At 39.8% G+C, this 20,772-nt stretch carries 13 protein-coding genes and 1 pseudogene; 8 read left to right on the top strand and 6 right to left on the bottom strand.

The window, feature by feature from the left end:
* Nucleotides 1-30: 30 nt before the first annotated feature.
* Nucleotides 31-1,746 (bottom strand): cation acetate symporter, encoded by a 1,716-nt coding sequence (locus V5M36_RS00940; protein WP_338561081.1) that lies wholly within the window; start codon nt 1,744-1,746, stop codon nt 31-33.
* A gap of 1 nt (nt 1,747) precedes the next feature.
* The gene (locus V5M36_RS00935) at nt 1,748-2,080 is read right to left on the bottom strand and encodes a DUF485 domain-containing protein (protein ID WP_338561079.1); all 333 of its coding nucleotides are present in this window, start codon (nt 2,078-2,080) and stop codon (nt 1,748-1,750) included.
* A 181-nt stretch (nt 2,081-2,261) separates the two neighbouring features.
* Here V5M36_RS00935 and V5M36_RS00930 point away from each other — a divergent pair, with 181 nt between their 5' ends.
* Nucleotides 2,262-5,753, top strand: coding sequence for a hybrid sensor histidine kinase/response regulator (locus tag V5M36_RS00930; protein WP_338561077.1), 3,492 nt, complete (start codon nt 2,262-2,264; stop codon nt 5,751-5,753).
* Nucleotides 5,754-6,243: 490 nt separating this feature from the next.
* Nucleotides 6,244-7,011 carry a hypothetical protein gene (locus tag V5M36_RS00925; RefSeq protein ID WP_338561075.1) on the top strand — a complete coding sequence of 256 codons (768 nt, stop codon included), beginning with the start codon at nt 6,244-6,246 and terminating at the stop codon, nt 7,009-7,011.
* 216 nt (nt 7,012-7,227) lie between these two features.
* On the opposite strand, the gene V5M36_RS00920 is transcribed toward V5M36_RS00925, so the two are convergent.
* Entirely contained in the window at nt 7,228-7,878 is a 651-nt protein-coding gene (locus V5M36_RS00920) for a response regulator transcription factor (RefSeq protein WP_338561073.1), read from the bottom strand.
* Nucleotides 7,879-8,254: 376 nt separating this feature from the next.
* Between V5M36_RS00920 and msuE the strand changes: the two genes are divergently transcribed.
* The 5 genes and pseudogenes from msuE to V5M36_RS00895 form a co-directional block, all read left to right on the top strand.
* Nucleotides 8,255-8,992, top strand: a complete 738-nt coding sequence (msuE, locus tag V5M36_RS00915) for an FMN reductase (protein ID WP_338561070.1) — start codon at nt 8,255-8,257, stop codon at nt 8,990-8,992.
* A gap of 43 nt (nt 8,993-9,035) precedes the next feature.
* Nucleotides 9,036-10,145 (top strand): dimethylsulfone monooxygenase SfnG, encoded by a 1,110-nt coding sequence (gene sfnG, locus V5M36_RS00910; protein ID WP_338561067.1) that lies wholly within the window; start codon nt 9,036-9,038, stop codon nt 10,143-10,145.
* 876 nt (nt 10,146-11,021) lie between these two features.
* Entirely contained in the window at nt 11,022-12,722 is a 1,701-nt protein-coding gene (locus V5M36_RS00905; RefSeq protein WP_338561065.1) for a DUF4394 domain-containing protein, read from the top strand.
* Nucleotides 12,723-12,981: 259 nt separating this feature from the next.
* Nucleotides 12,982-13,599, top strand: a complete 618-nt coding sequence (locus tag V5M36_RS00900; RefSeq protein ID WP_338561063.1) for a riboflavin synthase subunit alpha — start codon at nt 12,982-12,984, stop codon at nt 13,597-13,599.
* A gap of 270 nt (nt 13,600-13,869) precedes the next feature.
* A pseudogene (locus tag V5M36_RS00895) lies at nt 13,870-15,033 on the top strand (MFS transporter); the annotation flags it as partial.
* A 183-nt stretch (nt 15,034-15,216) separates the two neighbouring features.
* Here the strand turns inward: V5M36_RS00895 and V5M36_RS00890 are convergent.
* A complete protein-coding gene (locus tag V5M36_RS00890; protein ID WP_338561061.1) occupies nt 15,217-16,398 on the bottom strand; it encodes an acyl-CoA dehydrogenase family protein in 1,182 nt (393 codons plus the stop codon).
* A gap of 142 nt (nt 16,399-16,540) precedes the next feature.
* Nucleotides 16,541-18,487 (bottom strand): acetate--CoA ligase, encoded by a 1,947-nt coding sequence (acs, locus tag V5M36_RS00885; RefSeq protein WP_338561059.1) that lies wholly within the window; start codon nt 18,485-18,487, stop codon nt 16,541-16,543.
* Nucleotides 18,488-19,003: 516 nt separating this feature from the next.
* Between acs and V5M36_RS00880 the strand changes: the two genes are divergently transcribed.
* Nucleotides 19,004-19,984, top strand: coding sequence for a mechanosensitive ion channel family protein (locus V5M36_RS00880; RefSeq protein WP_338561056.1), 981 nt, complete (start codon nt 19,004-19,006; stop codon nt 19,982-19,984).
* A gap of 21 nt (nt 19,985-20,005) precedes the next feature.
* Here the strand turns inward: V5M36_RS00880 and V5M36_RS00875 are convergent, their stop codons facing one another.
* On the bottom strand, nt 20,006-20,722 hold the full coding sequence (locus V5M36_RS00875) for a 16S rRNA (uracil(1498)-N(3))-methyltransferase (RefSeq protein WP_338561053.1): 717 nt from the start codon (nt 20,720-20,722) through the stop codon (nt 20,006-20,008).
* Between the last annotated feature and the right edge of the window lie 50 nt (nt 20,723-20,772).

Genomic DNA, 20,772 nt, shown 5'->3' with positions numbered 1-20,772 from the left:
TTTTAAAGTATGTATTTTAGTGATTCGAACTTAGTGATCCGAAGCGCCTGAAATACCAATACCTGTTTGTGAACGTACAAACTGTGCATCAAATGCTTTACGCTCAGCTTGAGCACTTGCTGAATTATCCGTGACAGAGAATAACCAACAGCAAATGAACGCCAATGGCATTGCAATAATTGCAGGACCATTCAATGGGTTGATTGGAGTATCAGAAATACCAAGTGTATCGACCCAAACTGCCTTAGAGAGAATAATCAAAGTTACCGCTAAAAGAAGACCAACCAGACCACCAATCACAGCACCACGTGTGGTTAATCCTCTCCAGAACATAGAGAGTACAAGAACTGGGAAGTTCGCACATGCCGCTACAGAGAATGCAAGGCCGACCATGAAGGCTACGTTTTGTTTCTCGAACAAAATACCTAAAATCATGGCAAAAATAGCCAAGCCCAAAGTTGCAATTTTAGACATACGCAATTCTGATGCAGGCGTTGTTTGACCTTTTTTAAATACGTTTGCATACAAGTCATGTGAAATTGCTGAAGCGCCAGACAACGTTAAACCTGCAACTACCGCAAGAATCGTTGCAAATGCCACTGCAGAAATGAAGCCCATGAACAAATCACCGCCTAATGCTTCAGACAAGTGAACTGCAGCCATGTTGTTACCACCAACAAGTTCTAATTTCCCAGTAACCGCCATTTTTGCAACATCAAGGAATTGTGGGTTGTTTGATACGTAAAGAATCGCACCGAAACCAATGATGAATGTTAATAGATAGAAGTAACCGATAAAACCTGTTGCAACAACCACAGACTTACGTGCTTCTTTGGCATCTTTTACCGTGAAGAAACGCATTAAAATATGTGGAAGACCTGCTGTACCAAACATCAATGCCAAACCTAAAGAAATAGCATCAATTGGATTTGCAGCAAGTTTACCCGGCCCCATAATGCCGCCAGCTTGTTCAAGTGTCACATCATGTACTTTAGAGAAGACTTGAATTGACTGGTTGAACATTTCTGAAAAACTAAAACCAACGCCTTTCATGACCATAAATGCCATAAATGTTGCACCAGACAACAGCATTACAGCCTTAATGATTTGCACCCAAGTTGTTGCCAACATACCGCCAAACATCACGTATGCCATCATCAACAAACCAACAATCACCACGGCGATGTTGTAGTTCAAACCAAATAATAATTTGATCAGCTGACCTGCACCCACCATTTGAGCGATCAGATAGAACGCAACCACTACCAGCGAACTTACTGCTGCTAGCGTACGTACTGGTTTCTCAGCCAAACGGAATGAAATCACGTCAGATAAATTATATTTACCGAGGTTACGTAAACGTTCCGCAATCAAGAACAAGACGATTGGCCAACCCACCATGAAACCGAGTGAGTAAAGTAAACCATCAAAACCCGACATAAATACTAATGCAGAAATACCCAAGAATGATGCAGCTGACATATAGTCACCCGCAATTGCTAGGCCGTTTTGGAAACCTGAGATTCCTCCACCCGCTGTATAAAAATCATTGGTATTGGTCGTTTGTTTCGCTGCCCATTTAGTAATGAAAAGCGTTGCCCCGACAAAAATTAAGAACATGATAATTGCATGCCAGTTAGTCGCTTGCTGTTCAGCAGCGCCTAAATCTGGACCTGCTGCGACCACACCAGAATAAAGTAAAGCTGATGTAGCCATTACTTGGCTTTTAAATGAAGTCCATTTCATATTAATGCAGTCCTTTTTCATGGGCGATGGCTTCCACTTCTCGCATCGCTTCAGCAGTGAGTTGATCCAATTTGTTGTTGGCAATATATGAATACACACCACACAATAAAAATGACAACACAATAATGCTCAGACCCAAAGGTATACCCCATGTCGTTACGCCACCCGACAATGAACTGAGTAAAAATTCTTTGTTATAGCCAACAAGCAACATAAAACCCACGTAAGCAAATAACATGATCCCCGTTAGTGTCCAGCTCAAGCGACTTTTTTTATCCACCATTTCTTTAAACTTTGGATTTTGTAGAATCTGTTCTACCTGTCTCTCATCCATAATCCTGCTCCTGATCACAACCAACCTTAGTTGTATTATTTTTAATCGTTTTTTACTGATACAAAACTAACAATGTATGGCCGATGGTGTAATTAGACTTTGGTCGTTAAATTTTGATCAATGTAGACGTGTCAGTTCACGGATGCGTTATCATAACGGTAGATTTCTATGCGTATTTCATATGAACAGTTGGTTGATTATTGGGGTACTCGCCCTCTACATCTTAATTCTTTTTATTTGTGCCTTTTTTGGTGAAAAGCATGCCAGTCGACTCAGCACTCGCGGTCGAATGATTCTTTTCAGTCTAACCTTGGGTGTGTATTGCTCGTCGTGGACTTTCTATGGTGCAACTGGAGCCGCTGTTCGTGAAGGCATCATCTTCCTTCCTATTTATCTTGGTCCTTTATTATTTGTTGGTCTAGGTTACGATATTTGGCGAAGACTCGGTCGTGTTCGACAGCACCATGCCATCTCATCAATTGCCGATTTTGTATCTGCTCGCTATGGTAAAAGTGGCTCTTTGGCGTCCTTGGTCACGATACTTGCCGTGATTGCTATTATTCCATATTTGGCATTGCAACTCCGTGCTATTGCGTTGAGTGCAACCGTGATGTTGCAACAAAACGCTGAAGTGATGACCACCACGACCAATGGTGTTTTAGCATTGACCAGCGTTTTAGCAATACTGGCCATGATGTTTGGTACTCGACAAATTGCCAATACAGAGCAGCATGGCGGCTTAATGCTGGCTGTCGCATTTGAGTCTTTCGTCAAGTTATTTGCACTAATCTGTGTCGCGCTGTTCTTTATCTTTGATGCCCCTGAAAATATCATTCAAGTTTCAGCAGATGTGAATAAAACCTTTCATGAAGTGCAATTGTTAGGTGTACCTGAAACCTTCTGGATACAAACCTTACTCGCTGGCTTAGCGATTATTTGTTTACCTCGTCAATTTCACGTCGCAGTCGTTGAATTACGCGATGAAAAATATATTCGCGGTGCGCGTCGTTGGTTTGCAGGCTATTTAATTTTGACGGTATTGGCCATTATTCCTATTGCTAGCTGGGCCTTGCATGCAGCTCCACAATATCTGGCAATTCCTGATGTGGCTGTCCTGTCTCTCCCGATCAGTTATAACCAAGATTGGCTCAGTTTATTGGCATTCTTAGGCGGCTTTTCCGCATCTACGGGGATGCTTTTGGTCTCATCAGTTGCACTTTCAATCATGCTCAGTAATGATTTGATCATGCCTGCTTTGTGGCGTTTTGGCTTGTTGTCACGGCATGATAAGCGGCTACCGCAAGTGCTTAAATTTACTCGACGCATCTGTATTTTAGCCGTGATGCTGTTGGGCTTTTTATTCTTCCATTTTTTTAACGATATCGACCAGCTTTCTGTGTTTGGTCTATTGGCCTTTAGTGCCGTGGCACAGTTTGCTCCAGCGCTTATTGGCGGTTTGTACTGGCGAGGCGGTAGTAAACAAGGCGTTTATGCGGGCCTTATTGTCGGCTTCTTGATCTGGTCTTATACCCTACTCCTTCCCACCATTTTACGCAGCCTACCTGACGACTACTTTAGTTTTACCCAGCATTTACTGATGTTTGGTCCTTTCGGTCAGGCGTGGTTACGTCCCGAAGCATTACTCGGTTTTGAGTCCTTTGCGCCGCTTACCCATGGTGTGATTTGGGCATTGGGTCTAAACACCGTACTTTATATTTGGATATCACGTTTATATCGCCCAAGTATCGCAGAGCAAATTCAAGCAGAAAGTTTCTTTTACTATGAAACAAAACCGCTGCCTACCCACAGCTCTAGTAATGAAATCAACTATCTGCACCATGATGTTGCTCGTCTAAAAGTCGGCGACTTGATTACCTTGGCCAAACGTATTACAGGTGAAGGTCCGACTAAGCATGCCTTTAATCAGTTCTGTTTATCAAACAATTTGATTTTGAATGAAAATAGTAGTGCTAATGGCATGTGGTGGCGCTTTACAGAGCAATATTTAGCGGGAACGATTGGCGCAGCATCTGCTCGTACGCTGCTAACCACCGCAATGGTTAACAACGGCCTAGCACTTGGACAAGTCGCAAACATTCTAGATCAGGCATCACAGTGGCAACGTTTTAATCAAAATCTGATCATGACCATGATTGATCATATGACCCAAGGCGTGAGTGTGATCGACGAAAATATGTGTTTGGTGGCGTGGAATAACCAATATCTGGTGCTATTCGATTATCCCAAAGATTTAGTCTATGTCGGCTGTCCAGTTGCAGATCTGATTCGTTATAACGCTGAGCGTGGTGAATGTGGTCCTGGTTCAGTCGAAGAACATGTTCGCAAAAGACTGCGTTGGATGAAGGTCGGTAGCGCGCACGAATTCGAACGCATTCGTAAAGATGGTCGTGTGATTCAAATGCGCGGAAACCCAATTGAAGGGGGTGGTTTCGTGACCACATTTGCCGATATTACGGCATTCCGTGAAAATGAAGCATTACTTGAAGGTCGTGTGCAAGATCGTACGCAACAATTGGCAGATGCATTAACTGAACAACAATTGGCTCGTGAACAAGCGGATAAAGCCAATATGTCAAAAAGCCGATTTATTGCCGCAGCCAGTCACGATCTCTTACAACCGATGCATGCAGCACGTCTTTTTAGTACGGCATTGGAACAAAGCATCCAGTCAGATGATGATCGTAAAACATTGCAACAGTTGGATCGATCATTACATGGTGCCGAAAGTATGCTCTCTGCCCTACTCGATATCGCTCGTCTCGAAGGTGGTTCAATCCAACCGCATCGTCAAGCGTATCCATTGCATGATTTGCTGAGTGACTTAGACCTACAATTTAAGTCCATTGCCGCACAACGTAATATTGTATTTAAAGTGCATGATGTGAAATTTTGGATTGATACAGATCCTCAATGGATTCGTCGCATTATTCAAAACTTTGTCAGCAACGCTTTACGTTATACCGCAAAAGGTCGTGTGGTTGTCGGTGTACTTCGCTCAGCAGAACGTCCACAACATATTCGAATTGGCGTGTGGGATACCGGTCCAGGGATTGCTGAACAACAACGCATTAAACTCTTTCAAGAATTTGAACGCTGTGGACATACCTCACCTTGGGGTGAACAAGGCTTAGGATTGGGTCTGGCGATTGTGCAACGCATGACGGCTTTACTCAACTATCCAGTCCATGTTTACTCTGAACTGGGTCATGGTTCTTGCTTTATGATTGAAGTCCCAATTGTCGATGCTCCAAAAGTGGTAGCTGCACCTATACAAGCAGTGCCGCTCAAATCTAAAGCCTATAAGATCCTGTGCCTAGATAATGATGAAACCATTTTAGAAGGCATGTGTACTTTGCTGTCTAAATGGGGTTATCAAGTCTTTAAAGCAACAGAGCCTGAACAAGCCATTGAGATCATCCAAAAAGAAAATATTCAAGTATGGCTCGTCGACCAACATCTGAACCACAATAAAATTGGTTTAGATTTCATCAATGAACATCGTAAAGAGAATGTTCCTATTGCCTTAATTACGGCAGATTCAGATCCTGAACTTCCTCAAAGATTAAAAGATTTGAATATCGTGCTGCTCAGAAAACCGTTGAAACCAGCCTCTTTACGTTCATGGTTATCAGGATTAAAAATTTCGAAATAACTCGAAGCTTGTTTTATGAAAATAACTCGAGGCTTGTCATATTTCGAAACATCTAACCCCTATTTTTGTTTACTTAAAATAGGGGTTAGAGCTACAGAAAACCAACGCTCATCTACTCTAAATAGCAATTTTTTATAGTCGATGTGCAAAAGCTATCAAAATTTAATCATTGCGAGCAACTTGATTGACCAAAGATTACATTCAAGATATTTCTATGGCAAAGATCATCAAAAAATTGAATTCAATCCAATACACCTTGTTACTAATTTATTAAATAATTGAATTTTAAGCATATAAATTATCAAAAAAGAAGATCCACAACTTTAGTCGTATTTCTGTTGCATCTTACATAATCCATAAAATTAGCATTATTTTATTTTTAGACTGCACTTGTCGAACATGATGAGCATGGGTGTAGTGATAACGAATGGAATCCATTTAACTTGAGGATTGAGACCTCCTTGAGTTAATCGCATTGATTGGAGATTGTATGAATATTTCAGATGCAGTACCTCATGGTTTAGACCGAACTCAAGAATTCCATCGTCAGTATGGGGCAAATGCCATTTTGCCTGAAATCAATTGGCAAAAAATTTTTCCAGCAACATCTTTAAAAGATGAGCATTTACAAGCACTGGATCAAATTTATCAAAGTGTTGTTCCGCTGACCTTACAAGTTTTCGATGAACTTAAACTCGATGTCTTTAGTCCAGCCGCATATCATCCACAAGGATTAGGTTTTTTTGACAAACTATCCAATCAAGAAAGTAAATTAATTGAGATATTAGAAGCCGATAGCAAAAAAATGAATGAGCATGTCCGTCATCAAATTTGGAGTATGTTACTTCGTGGTGGTGCTGTACTGGTGTTCAAAGCTTGGTTAGGAAAAGTAAAAACTGGTGAGGACCGTTTAGACACCTCACAATTTGATGAAATTTCAGATTTATTGTTCATTAAGACGCCTCATCAAACGTTGGCTGAGCGTTTGGCTGTCGACCCTCAAGCAGATTATGACCATATTTTCTTAATGTATGGAAATGATGTTTATTTAGATTGCTTCAATACCGTTGAAACAGCGGCATTATTTGTTGATCTTAATGTTTATGATGCGGCTTTCTTAAGCCTGCGAGATGATCGTGTGGCGCATTATTTAATGAAAAAAGGCTATGTCACTCAAGAGCAAATCGATGATTTACAGTGCGCTTTGAATCCTTTATTTTGCAATGATGTCAGCTCTAAGCAAACTTGCTTAGCTTAAAACCTTTAGATGCTTGTCGAAAATTAAAGTCAAAGCTTAAAGTTCAATCTTAAAGTCGAAGCTTGAAGACAAACTTTAAAATTGGTTAGGGATAAAATCTTCTACTGGTTAAACTGTTTGATTCTCAAATGATCTATTCATGGAATCATCCAGTTCTAAAAAAGACCTCTTAATAGAGGTCTTTTTTCATATCAGATATATCTAAAATAATTTGAATTAAACGCGTTTTTCTTCAATATTCAGCGCATTAATGGCAAGTACAGCTTGCGTACGATTTTGAACGCCCAACTTGCGGAATATAGCCGTTACGTGTGCTTTAATCGTTGCTTCGGATACATCAAGTTCATAGGCAATTTGTTTATTTAACAGCCCTTCAGCCACCATCATTAAAACTCGGAATTGCTGAGGTGTCAGAGACTGAATACGTTCAGCCAAAGCAGTTTCTTCAGCTGCACGCGGGTCAAAACTTAAATTGGCGGGCAAGTTCGGTGGTAACCAAATATCACCGTCTAAAACGTGACGAATGGCTTCACCAATGTGACTTGGATGTGCAGACTTTGGAATATAGCCCATCGCGCCGTGTGCAATTGAGCGTTGGATAATTGACACTTCTTCATGCGCAGAAACGACAATAATAGGAAGTAATGGATATTGTGCACGAACGTGAACCAATGCTGAAAAACCTGAAGCACCAGGTAAATTTAGATCTAACAAGACTAAATCAGGTTCTGGACCTTTTTCTAAGCGTTCATAAAACTCATTAACAGCAGCAGTTTCACCAATTTGGGCCTGCGGTAAACTGTAACGAACTGCTTGAATTAAAGCATGACGAAACAGCGGATGATCATCAACGATTAAAATATTCATAAGCGACGCGAGAGATCTCTAACACAATCATCATTCTAACTGTGCTATTGCAGATAAGGATACATAAATATTAACGAATTTCAGGAAATAATGTTGCGCTAATTCAGAATTCCACTCATTTTTATGTAATTTATAAAATAATGATAAGCACAGCAATTTTAAATATAAATTTCACTCAATAAAAAGATAGAAATTAACGTTATAAATATATTGATTTATTTCAGTTATTTATATTAAAGCATCAATTGCTTAATGTATAAATAATCGTATAGATAAAAAAATGATAATCAATTTTCATTTCCTTATTTTACAGAATATAGCGAAATAGCGATTAATGATGGCTATCCGAGATTAATCATTTTTTAGGTTAGCCAATATGTCTATTTCACAACCAAAACCATTGAACATTGTCGCTGTATCAGGTGGCTTAAACAATCCATCAAAAACTGAAGCTTTGGTACAAGCCATTTTGGACGAATTAGGTGAAGCTACACCTATCCATGTACATTTTATTAAATTCAGCGAAATTGGTCATTTACTGGGTGGTGCGATTTATCGCAACCAATTACCTCAACGTGTGCAAGACGATTTAGCTGCGGTTGAAGCGGCAGATGCTTTAATCGTTGGGACACCCGTATATCGTGCCTCTTTTACTGGCCTGTTCAAGCATTTCTTTGACTTTGTAGAACAAACGGCTTTGGTTGATGTTCCTGTTTTATTGGCTGCTTCAGGCGGTAGTGATCGCCATGCACTGGTCCTTGAGCATCAATTACGCCCATTGTTCAGTTTTTTCCAAGCTCAAACATTACCAATCGGCGTATATGCAACAGACCGTGATTTCACACCTGAATACACCATTCACAGTGAGTTCTTACGTGATCGCATTACACTCGCGATTGCACGTGCATTACCGATTTTAGAATGGGCACCTGCAAAAGGCCAACGTGCTGATGTGGTCAAAGAAAAAACACAGCAGGCAAATCAAAACCTAGGAATCAACAAACAAATCGAACAAGAAGAAGTCTTACCTTCCGCTGCTGTACCTAATTTAAATGCAGCTGAATCACGACTACATCAAAAGAATAACTCAGCATCAAAGACAAAAGTGGCATAAGCGCACGAATGGTCAAACAAGAAAGATAAACTGGAGAATCGCCATGACTCAAATTGAAAAACAGCCGATTAAATTTGCGTACTGGGTACCAAATGTGAGCGGCGGATTAGTGGTCAGTAATGTTGAGCAACGTACAGATTGGAGTTATGACTACAATGTCCGTCTGGCTCAAGCTGCTGAAAAAAGTGGCTTTGAATATGCTTTGACACAGATCCGTTTTACCGCAGGTTATAACGCTGAAAATCAACATGAATCGGTCAGTTTTAGTCATGGTATTTTGGCAAAAACCACAACTTTAAGAGTTATTGCCGCTATTCTTCCAGGGCCTTGGAAACCCGCGCTTGCTGCTAAACAGTTAGCAACCATTGATCATTTAAGCAATGGGCGTATTGCCATTAACGTTGTGAGTGGTTGGTTCCGCGGAGAGTTTGATGCGATTGGCGAAGAATGGCCTGAACATGATCAGCGCTATGTTCGCTCAGAAGAATTCATCACTGCTTTAAAAGGTGTATGGACTCAAAATGATTATTCTTTTGATGGTCAATTTTACCAATTCAAAAACTATACTCTTAGCCCAAAACCGATTCAAAAACCACATATTGAGATTTTCCAAGGCGGTAGTTCACGTGCCGCACGTGATATGGCCTCACGTGTTTCAGATTGGTACTTCACCAACGGAAATACCCCTGAAGAACTCAAAAAGCAGATCGATGATATTCGTGAAAAAGCCAAAGCCAACAATCATCAAGTAAAAATTGGTGTAAATGCTTTTGTGATTGCGCGCGATACCGAAGAAGAAGCAAAGCGTGTACTGCAAGACATCATTGATGGCGCAAATGTTGAAGCGGTCAAAGCATTCGGTGATGCAACCCGTGAAGCAGGTGCGTCAACCGCTGAAGGTGAAGGCAATTGGGCAAAATCAACTTTTGAAGATTTAGTGCAATATAACGATGGTTTCCGTACCAATTTAATCGGTACTCCACAGCAGATTGCTGAACGTATCGTTGAATTAAAATCAATTGGTGTAGATCTCATCCTATCTGGATTTTTACACTTTATTGAAGAGGTTGAATATTTTGGCGAGAAAGTACTGCCGTTGGTGCGTGAACTCGAGGCTCAGCAATTCACACAAATTACAGCCAAATCCGCTTAGAAATTTAAGCCATACTGAATATTTAAAATCTGTGGCGCAGAAGGATAACAATAATAAATTTTAGGCAGCAACTACTCTCCCCCAAAACTCGGTTTGGGGGATTTTTTTTATGATTTTAAAATTCGATTCAATCATTGTTTTCTGTCCATTAAATATTAGATCTTTGTTGCACTTCATTTAAGAATCTAAGAATCAAAAAAGCTCATTGAGCGGAAATAAATTGATAGGTAAACATACCTTCTCCCTTTGGGAGAAGGTTAGGATGAGGGAATACTCATGATGAGTGTTATTGTATGAATAATTACTTTTGAAAGAAGTCTATTGATAAGGTTGAATCCTCTTTAGAAAATCTTCTTCATTTAAAAACAACATTACATTTAAAAAATCTAATTTATAAAACGTCTACATATAAACTTTAGAAAATGGGCCAAGCTAGCAACGTTTATAAAAGTTGATATAAAAAGCTACTTATTTTTTATTAAAAGTCACTGACTCAATTTTTTGAAGTTCTCATATTTTTTTAAATCGTTTCAAATTCTGATTTTAATCTCATAGGCCATGTGAATAATGTGTGAAGCATTACCAAACACCTCCAACAACACTAAATAAATAATATAAAACATATATTTACTAAATACCAATAAAAACATATGGTCAATTAACACGCGATAACGTTAAAGCTAAAATTATTATTTTAATGAGCGTAAGCCCAATAATTATAAATAATCATTTTATTCAGTCTTATAAGCTCGACGTGTTTTTAAATTCTACCTCATGTTTTTATGCGTTTAATCGTCGTAAAAATTCTAAGCAAATTTAAACGTTAAAAAAATTCTTCAAAAAAATCATCGATTAATATTTAAGGAATAATCACACATGGAATTCAAAACGCTAATATTTACTTTAACGGCACTGGGTGGAATGGGTTTAGTGGGGTGTAATGATTCAAATTCATCAGAACCCATTACTCCTCCGAATAGTGTTACAGGTGATCTGTTGGTACTCACCAGCGACGGAATGATTAGTTCGATTAATCATAATCAATCAAATACTTTAGTTTCAAACACTAAAATTACAGGCTTAGCATCAGGTGATCAACTTGTGGGACTAGATCATCGTCCTAGTAACGGAAAATTATATGCAGTTGGTATACTGGGTAATATCTACACGCTGAATCCAAGTACAGGATTAGCCACTTTAATAGTCCAAATGAAAGCAGATCCTGCTGACACAACGGATGGTAATGCACCTTATACTAAAATTACTGCCAGTCCCGACGCCCTCAGTGTCAACTTTAACCCTGCTGCAGATCGCTTAAGAATTATTGGTCAAGATGGACAAAACTTAAGGGTGAATGTAGATACGGGCCTTACCATTACGGATATCGCGATCAGTCGCGCGGGTGATGCCACAACTGAAATTAGTGCTGCAGCCTATACCAATGCTTTTGCAGGTACTGCGACTACCAAATTATACAGTATCGACTCAGCAACAGATCGTATCTATCTTCAAAATGCGAATGCAGGAACATTAGGTATCTCTGCACCACTCGGACACAATATCTCTAATAACGGTGGCTTTGATATTGATCCTATTAATAATATAGGTTTTGCAGCACTACAAGTTTCTGGTTCTTATAAGTTGTATCAATTAAATCTAGCACAAGTCGGAACGACAAATAATGCTGTTTTCGAAATGAGCGATCTACCAAGTGCATATAGCCAAACGTCGATCCGTGGCATTGCCCTATCACCAGCAGAAAATATAACTTCAAAAGGATTCGGCCTAAACAATAATAATGGCTTAATCAAATTTGATATTAATCGCCCCAATGACGCTACCGAACAAAAGATCACAGGTACACAGGTCAATGAAAAATTTATCGGCATTGATTTTAGATTCCGTACGGCCACCGAGCGTGCTAACACATTATATGGTTTAACAGATCAAGCTAATCTTTATACCATCGATCCAAACTCTGGTGTTGCAACGCTGGTGACTGCGCTTAAAGCTGCGGCAGGTAGTAGCTTTACTGCCTTACAAGGTGCTCAATTTGCAGTCGACTTTAATCCTACAGCCGACCGCCTCAGAGTCATCAGTAATACAGGTCAGAATCTCCGTATCAATGTTGATTCTGGTGAAACCATACAAGATGGCATGATCAATGGTATTGCGGGTGCTTCGATTAGCGCTGCAGCCTATACCAATAGTTTTAAAACGCCGATTTCTGCACTCAGTACAGAGTTATTTAACTTAGATTTAACAAATCAATTACTGACCAAACAAGTTCCACCGAATGACGGCACATTGGTTAAGCTGGGTGATCTTGGTCTCATCTTAGGTTTAAACGATGGTTTTGATATTGCTGGGGGCGACAATGGATTAGCCTTAGCTGCCATCAACAATATTAATGGTCCTTCTGTGCTTTATCGTATCGATCTCAACAGCGATACAATGCTAACCACTCCACGAGCGCGCGCAGCAATTTCTGCCAATGATACACCAAATATTATGAGCTCGACCATTGGTTCAAATACAACTTCACCTTTGATTGATTTAGCAATACTTATCAAGTAATTATAAGTTCAACCGAACTCGATATTAGTCCACTCATCAGACCTATTTCATCACTTTAAGACTTTTAAATGTCGATAAAGTGACGAATAGGTCTTTTCTTTTTATAGTTAAATAACTCAAATTTCATATGCTTATCTACTATTCAGTTCTCTATCTCTATAAATAAGATAAAAAATACTGATTTACAGAATTTAAAATGATAGTGGAATTGTGAAATTAAACTTACAATGTCTAAAATTCATCCTTTTGGAAGAGACAGATGTACACTGGTATCGTGCAAGGCTTAGAAAAAATTCTCGAAGTTCGTCAAGGTGATGGCTTTGTAACTCTGGTCATATCGAATACACAGAATTTTTTTCATGATGTATTTATTGGTGCCAGTGTGGCTGTGAATGGAACATGCCTGACTGCCACTTTTATTGATCTCGATGCCAATCAAGTTCATTTTGATGTTTCTCATCTTACGCTGCAAATCACCACCTTAAAATATTTAAAACAAAATGATCTGGTAAATATTGAACGTTCTGCAAAAGTAGGTATGGAAAATGGTGGTCATAATCTTTATGGTCATATCGAAGGTACAGCCCTAATCAAAAATATTTCAAGAACAGGTGATACGCTACATATCGATATGCACATCCCCAATGGCAATATTAAATATTTTTTCCTGAAAGGGTTTATTGGACTAAATGGTTGTAGCCTGACCTTGAACCGTGTTGATCGTGAAAGCCAAGAAATTTCAATTGATTTAATTCCTGAAACACTACGCCTCACCACTTGGAATACGGTTCAAGTCGGAGATGAAGTCAATTATGAAATCGATCAAATGACACGTACGCTGGTCGATACTTTAGAGAATATTCACCAACGTCAATAAGATGTGCTATTAACGCATCATGCTCAGGTATTTGATGATCATTAGACCATGACATCTTTTGATCATTTATATGCTCGTAAAAGATGAAGATTTATAACGATGATGAAGCACTCTAAACGCATTTTTAAATTTCATCTCATGTCCTATTTATCGGAATGCTGCCACCGTAAATCATTGGGTTAATCCAATATGAATTCACAACTTCAATCAGATTCTTCATCTCATGAAAATTTGAACCCCAATCCAATCAATAAAATGACATTGCATATTGTATTTGCCATCGCGCTTGCACATTGTTTGAATGATTTAATTCAGGCATCGTTGCCTGCCATTTACCCTTTATTGAAATCAAATTTCTCACTCAGTTTTACTCAAATTGGCTTGATCTCACTGGTCTATCAAATTACGGCATCTCTACTACAGCCTTGGGTCGGGTTTTATACTGACAAACACCCTAAACCGTATCTCCTTCCGATAGGCATGAGTATCACCCTGATTGGAATTTGTGTCCTAGCCTTTTCAGCAAACTTTTCAATGCTGTTGGTGGCTGCTGCATTAATCGGAGTGGGTTCATCTACATTCCACCCTGAAGCATCTCGTGTCGCACGTATGGCCTCTGGTGGACGATTTGGTACAGCGCAGTCCGCTTTCCAAGTTGGCGGTAATAGCGGCTCTGCTATTGGTCCATTATTAGCTGCAGCGATTATTGTCCCTAACGGTCAAGCATCCGCAGCATGGCTGATGGTCTTTGCCGTTTTTGGCATCTTTGTCTTGTTCAAAATTAGTCGTTGGACAGTCAATTTTGCACGTTCATATCAAGGAAAACCAACTCAAGTCATTCAAGCTAAACTCAGCAGAACAATCTTGATTCGTGCCTTGGTCATTATCTGTTTTTTAATGTTTGCTAAATTCACTTATATCTCAACCATTAGTAATTATTATATTTTTTATCTGATTGATAAGTTTCACATCTCTATTCAGCAAGCTCAGCTTTATTTATTTGCATTTTTAGCGGCAGTTGCTTTGGGTACATTTGTTGGTGGTCCTGTGGGCGATAAAATTGGTCGCAAAGCTGTTATTTGGATTTCATTCCTCGGAATGGCTCCTTTTGCTTTGCTCATGCCTTATGCCAATTTATTCTGGACTTTTGTCTTCGCAATTTTAGCTGGATTAATCATGTCATCCGCTTTTGCTGCCATGGTTGTGTATGCACAAGAAGCCGTTCCAGGGCGAGTCGGCATGGTATCAGGTTTAATGTTTGGTTTAATGTTTGGTGTGAGTGGTATTGCGGCAGCAGCATTAGGCTATGCAGCAGATCATCAAGGCATCGCATGGGTCTTTAGTTTTAGTTCTTATTTACCATTACTGGGGATTTTAACGATGTTCTTACCGAATCTTCATCGCCCAAAAAACAAAGCGCTTAAAGTAAAATAAATGCTCATCTAAGTAATTACTTATCTAAGATAGTAAAAAGCTCACTTGATGTGAGCTTTTTTTAAGCAAAAATTACGCGTGATCAACATTCAGCTTAAATCATTCAGTTTATAAGGCTTAGCTTAAAAAACTCGATTTATAAGCTAAATCCAAATACATTGATTAAAATAATATGCTTAAAAGCTAAGCATAAAAACTCGGCTCAGGGACTTGATCAGTCAATACCCACTCGCCCACTTCCTGATATTTATAATCGATTGGATCATGCAAAGTCTGAGTCCGCACATTACGCCAAAAACGATCTAAGTTTAATTTTGCAGTCGTCGCCCGTGCGCCCATCACTTGAAAAATATTCTGCGTAATCAACAAGGATGTATTGGTTGCTGCGATTTTAGCTGTGGCAATCGCAATAGAAACCTCACCGCGCTGTTGAGCCGTTAAGTCACTTCCAACATCCCAAGCATTTTGTAAGCTTTGAATGGCTTTATCAGCCAATAATCGTACGCTTTCAAGTTGCACATAAAACTCTGCAAAATGTTTTTGGATAAATGGATCATTCACCGCATTTTCAGCGAGCGACTTTGACCACGCTTTTTGTGTTTTCACCGACTCTTTGGCGATTTCAAATGCACCTTCAGCCACACCTAAAAACAAATGGACGAAAATTAATTGCGCAATCAAAGGTCTTAAGCTGGAATAAGGCGTACTCAATGGACCGGGGTTGAGCAATAATTCATCTTTATAAATTTTAACCTGTTCAAAATGGCTGGTTCCACTGTCGGTTTGGCGCTGGCCCATATTATTCCAATCCCCTAAAAAGCTCACGCCTTCTCGTTCCGTTGGAATAACCCCAATAAGTAATTTTCCAAGTTCATTGAATCCAGAGCACAGTAAAATATCTGAATCGATGGAACCTGAACAGAAACTTTTGTCGCCATGAAAAATGAATTCATTTTCAGAAGTCTGTGTTGCAGTGGTTCTTTTATCTAAGGGGTTTAAAGTATTGCCCCAGAATAAATTATCTTGAGCTGTTTTTTGAAACCAAGTTGCATATTGTTCAGGCTGTGCAAACAATTGCACAGTCGCAATCAAAAGATGATGAAAGCCATAAACATGCGCCAATGAACTATCCACTTGAGCAATGATTTGTATGGTTTTAAAAATAGAATGCCAATCGCCTTGTTGCCCCCCATATTCCTTCGGAATAGACAGCGATAAAAGACCACTTTGTCGGATCAAATCTCGTTCTCGTTTTGGATTGCCCCCTCTCTTATCACGTTCAGCTGCAGTCTCAGCAAAAGTCTGTGCAAGTTGTTGTGTAAGCTGAATGGGATCTTGCAGCCTATTTATATGAGGAGCATTCATTGTCTTATACCGTATTCCAAGTGGCTAAAATATTAACAGATTGTGATTATTCGCTTTATCATATTGCTGGATGTGCTTATTCCTAAAACAACAATACCGCTAGGTTTTCTAACGGTATTGAGATAAACGTAATAAAAGATACTTAAGCGTGTTGTGATTTCACTTCAACAATCAATTGATCCACCACTTGTGGATCTGCCAAAGTAGAAGTATCGCCTAAACTGTCTAGCTCATTGGCTGCAATTTTTCTTAAAATACGGCGCATAATTTTACCTGAACGCGTTTTAGGTAATGACGGTGCCCAATAGATCACATCAGGTGTTGCGACAGGTCCAAGCACTTTACGTACCCAGCCCACCAACTCTTTACGAAGTTCTTCAGACTCCGTGGTATCTGATTGCAATGTCACATACGCAGCCACGCCTTGCCCTTTAATATCATGCGGCATACCAACCACTGCAGCTTCGGCAACATGTTCATGCGCGACCAAGGCACTCTCGATCTCTGCCGTTCCCAAACGATGCCCTGACACATTTAAGACATCGTCCACGCGACCCGTAATCCAGTAATAGCCATCTTTATCTCGACGTGCACCATCGCCTGTAAAATAACTTCCAGGATAGGTCGCAAAATAGGCTTCAATGAAGCGATCAGGATCCCCCCAAATGGTGCGCATTTGACCCGGCCAAGAGTCTTTAATCACCAGATTACCCTCGGCTTCACCTTCAAGCTCTTTACCATGTTCATCTACCAATGCAGGTTGCACACCAAAAAATGGTCGTGTCGCTGAACCGGGTTTCAAAGCTGTTGCACCTGGAAGAGGCGTAATCATGAAACCACCTGTTTCCGTTTGCCACCATGTGTCCACAATCGGGCAACGGCTTTCACCCACCACCGTGTAGTACCAATTCCAAGCCTCTGGATTAATGGGTTCACCTACTGAACCGAGTAGGCGCAAACTACTGCGGTCACTTTCACGAATGAAAGCATCGCCTTCACGCATCATGGCGCGAATTGCAGTTGGAGCGGTATATAAAATAGTGACATTATGCTTATCGACAATATGACCGGTACGCGCCCATGTTGGATATTGTGGAACCCCTTCGAACATCAGCGTGGTCGTACCATTTGATAATGGACCATATAACACATAAGAATGTCCCGTGATCCAACCGACATCTGCTGTACACCAAAAAACATCGTCTTGCTTCAAATCAAAGACTTCACGAAATGAAGTATTGGCAAAGGTTAAATAGCCGCCTGTAGTATGCAGTACACCTTTCGGTTTCCCCGTGGAGCCTGAGGTATATAAAATAAATAACGGATCTTCAGCATTCATTGGCTCAGGCGGGCAAATATCATTTACAGACATGATTTCCATGTGATACCACAAATCACGTCCTTCATGCATGGTGATTGGGTTGCCTGTACGATGCACCACAATCACATTAGTCACTGAGTCGGTTCCCCCTAAGGCCATTGCAGCATCGACATTTTCTTTGAGCGGAATTGCTTTACCACCACGCATCCCAGAGTCTGCGGTAATCACCACTTTGGCTTGACTGTCATCGATACGACTGGCCAAGGAGTCTGGAGAGAAGCCGCCAAAGACAACACAGTGCACGGCGCCAATGCGGGTACATGCCAACATGGCAATGGCTGCTTCAGGCACCATTGGCATATACAGCACCACACGGTCTCCCTTAGTGACTCCGCGTTTTTTCAATACATTCGCAAAGCGGCAGACTTCATCATGCAGTTCTTCAAAGGAAATAATTTTATGTCGAGATGGATGATCGCCTTCCCAGATAATGGCTGGCTTATGCGGATGTTCTTTTAAATGCCGATCTAAACAGTTTTCACTGACGTTCAATTGACCATCAGCAAACCATTCAACTTTATATTGATCTGGACTAAAGTTGGTATTTTTAACCTGAGTGAACGGTTTAATCCAGTCAAGCTTATTGGCCGCTTCCGCCCAAAATTCATCAGGTTGTTCGATCGACTGTTTATAACGTTCAAAATACTGTTCTTCGCTTGTTCTTGCAGTTTTTTTAAAGTGTGCTGGAACTGGATAAAGTTCATTCATAATTCACGTCCTTGATTTATGTATCCCATCTCGAGATTTTTACAGACCCAATTGATCATTTTTTGTGTTATGTGCTCAGTATGACTATACTTTAAAAATACACACAATCATGCTTTGGTCGTAGTTTTTGAATTCTTTTATAACAAAATAATACGTCATCATGAGCATATTAAAAATAAGCGTAAGTTTTATGGTTTGAATTGATATGGTTATATAATTTAATCCTTTATGAATATTGAGCAGTATCTAAAATCAACATTTTTCTATCATTTTATTCCAGTTATTTATCGAACTCATTCATATAACTGACTCATATAATTGATTCATATAACACGTCAATTTTATCAGTACTTAATCCTGAAATAGACCAGCTTTAATGCATTCTTATTATTTGCAATAGATGTGCTGCAATGACTCAAATCATTAACATGAAATAATCAGAGTAAATACATCAAATCTTTCAATTTTTGTTTATTTTCAGGCAAAATAGAGCAACACTTTAGATTGGGAACACCTGTGGCTGAACAACAAAACACCTTAAGTGATGTTACACAAGGTACAACCCAGCTTTTGCATGATGCAACCGAAAAAACAGCTCAAACTGTACTTGCTCATACCTCTAAATATAATGATGCCTATAGCACCATCGATAAAATTATGGATGGCTTTTGGGAACGAATTCCTTATATCTGCATTGCATTCGTGGTATTTACCATTTTCTGGTTATTGTCCAAAGTCTTTAAATTTTTTGTGCGTAAAACATTGTCTGATCGCACTTACACCCGCCAAAATTTAGTGTTGGTGTTGAATCGTGTGGGTGCTTCAGCCATTATTTTCTTTGGATTTCTGATTGCAATGGTCATCGCAATTCCGGGTTTTACACCCGGTCAATTGATGAGTGCATTGGGTATCGGTTCAGTTGCAATTGGTTTTGCATTTAAAGATATTTTCCAAAACTTATTGTCTGGCGTTTTGATTTTACTCAGTGAACCTTTCAAAATTGGCGATGATATTATTGTTTCAGGTATGGAAGGTACAGTGGAAGATATTCAAATCCGTGCAACCTACCTACGCTCACCAGATGGTCGTCGTATCGTGATTCCAAATGCCACGGTGTATACCAGTGCGGTCACGGTGAATACCGCATATAAACGCCGTCGTTGTGAGTTTATCGTCGGCATTGGTTATGAAGATGACGTGCAAAAAGCTAAAGACGTTGTCATGAAAATTCTAGACCACGACAGCAGTATTTTGAGTCAACCCGGCTTTAGTGTAAATGTAGCGGCTTTGGCCGACTTTTCGGTGAATCTAAAAGTACAATGGTGGGTCGATACAGGCGAAACTGGAACGTCAAACTCGATCAGCTCAGTACAAGAAAAAGTGATTCAGGCTTTTGCTGAAAATGATGTTTCGATTCCTTATCCTGTTCAAGAAGTGAAAGTCTACCGCGGCGATCCTTCGGTTCAAGATGAAGAAACGGCACGGGCAAAAAAATAAATAAATCGCCAGTAAGATTCATTAAACAGTCGAGCTAAACAATCTGCCCAAGACGTAAGGAATAACAGTTTCTGTTCGAATAATACGGTTGCCTAGGCTGAATGCTTGGCAGCCGTTTTTAATGAGCAGATCAATCTCATAAGGAATGAAACCCCCTTCTGGCCCAATCATAATCGTACAGGCATGATCGATGGCATAAGGCATGCTAGATTCCACATAAGGATGTGCCACATAACAGGGTACATCTGGGGAAATAAGTGTAGGCAAAACATCTTCAACAAAGGGTTTGAAACGTTTAAAAATTACAATTTCAGGCGCGACTGTATCCCCTGCTTGCTCTAACCCAAGTTCGATAAAATGATTAAGCTGTTGCAAAAAAGGAGTCTGCCAATAACTTTTATCAACTCTATAACTGTGTAATAAAATAATTTTTTCTACGCCTAAAGTAACGCTATCTTGTATTAATCGACGTAAAACTTTCGGTCGTGGCATCGCTAAAATGAGCGTGACAGGAAGTTTCTTTGGAACGACTTCTTCATGCAAGGCTTTAACACGAATGGCTTGTTCAGATACCTCAACCACTTCAGTTAAATATCGTTTTCCTGCTTTGATACCCACTTTTAAGGTATCACCCACTTGAACATCAACATGGAATTTTAAATGTTCAAGCTGACGTTTTGAGGTGATAGACCAAAGTTCAGATTCAGTTTGACGTGGATCAAGCAGGACGATATTCATAAGATCTAAAATAAAAAAATGCAGTATAAGGATACGTGATTGCTAATGAG

The organism is Acinetobacter sp. KS-LM10 (assembly GCF_036896575.1).
GTDB lineage: Bacteria > Pseudomonadota > Gammaproteobacteria > Pseudomonadales > Moraxellaceae > Acinetobacter > Acinetobacter avistercoris.
This window is presented reverse-complemented; position numbering and strand designations above follow the sequence as displayed.

What these genes read in the sequence shown, in the direction of transcription:
- V5M36_RS00940 (WP_338561081.1), bottom strand. Translation starts at nt 1,746, where the DNA reads ATGAAATGGACTTCATTTAAAAGCCAAGTAATGGCTACATCAGCTTTA.
- V5M36_RS00935 (WP_338561079.1), bottom strand. Translation starts at nt 2,080, where the DNA reads ATGGATGAGAGACAGGTAGAACAGATTCTACAAAATCCAAAGTTTAAA.
- V5M36_RS00930 (WP_338561077.1), top strand. Translation starts at nt 2,262, where the DNA reads ATGAACAGTTGGTTGATTATTGGGGTACTCGCCCTCTACATCTTAATT.
- V5M36_RS00925 (WP_338561075.1), top strand. Translation starts at nt 6,244, where the DNA reads ATGAATATTTCAGATGCAGTACCTCATGGTTTAGACCGAACTCAAGAA.
- V5M36_RS00920 (WP_338561073.1), bottom strand. Translation starts at nt 7,878, where the DNA reads ATGAATATTTTAATCGTTGATGATCATCCGCTGTTTCGTCATGCTTTA.
- msuE (WP_338561070.1), top strand. Translation starts at nt 8,255, where the DNA reads ATGTCTATTTCACAACCAAAACCATTGAACATTGTCGCTGTATCAGGT.
- sfnG (WP_338561067.1), top strand. Translation starts at nt 9,036, where the DNA reads ATGACTCAAATTGAAAAACAGCCGATTAAATTTGCGTACTGGGTACCA.
- V5M36_RS00905 (WP_338561065.1), top strand. Translation starts at nt 11,022, where the DNA reads ATGGAATTCAAAACGCTAATATTTACTTTAACGGCACTGGGTGGAATG.
- V5M36_RS00900 (WP_338561063.1), top strand. Translation starts at nt 12,982, where the DNA reads ATGTACACTGGTATCGTGCAAGGCTTAGAAAAAATTCTCGAAGTTCGT.
- V5M36_RS00890 (WP_338561061.1), bottom strand. Translation starts at nt 16,398, where the DNA reads ATGAATGCTCCTCATATAAATAGGCTGCAAGATCCCATTCAGCTTACA.
- acs (WP_338561059.1), bottom strand. Translation starts at nt 18,487, where the DNA reads ATGAATGAACTTTATCCAGTTCCAGCACACTTTAAAAAAACTGCAAGA.
- V5M36_RS00875 (WP_338561053.1), bottom strand. Translation starts at nt 20,722, where the DNA reads ATGAATATCGTCCTGCTTGATCCACGTCAAACTGAATCTGAACTTTGG.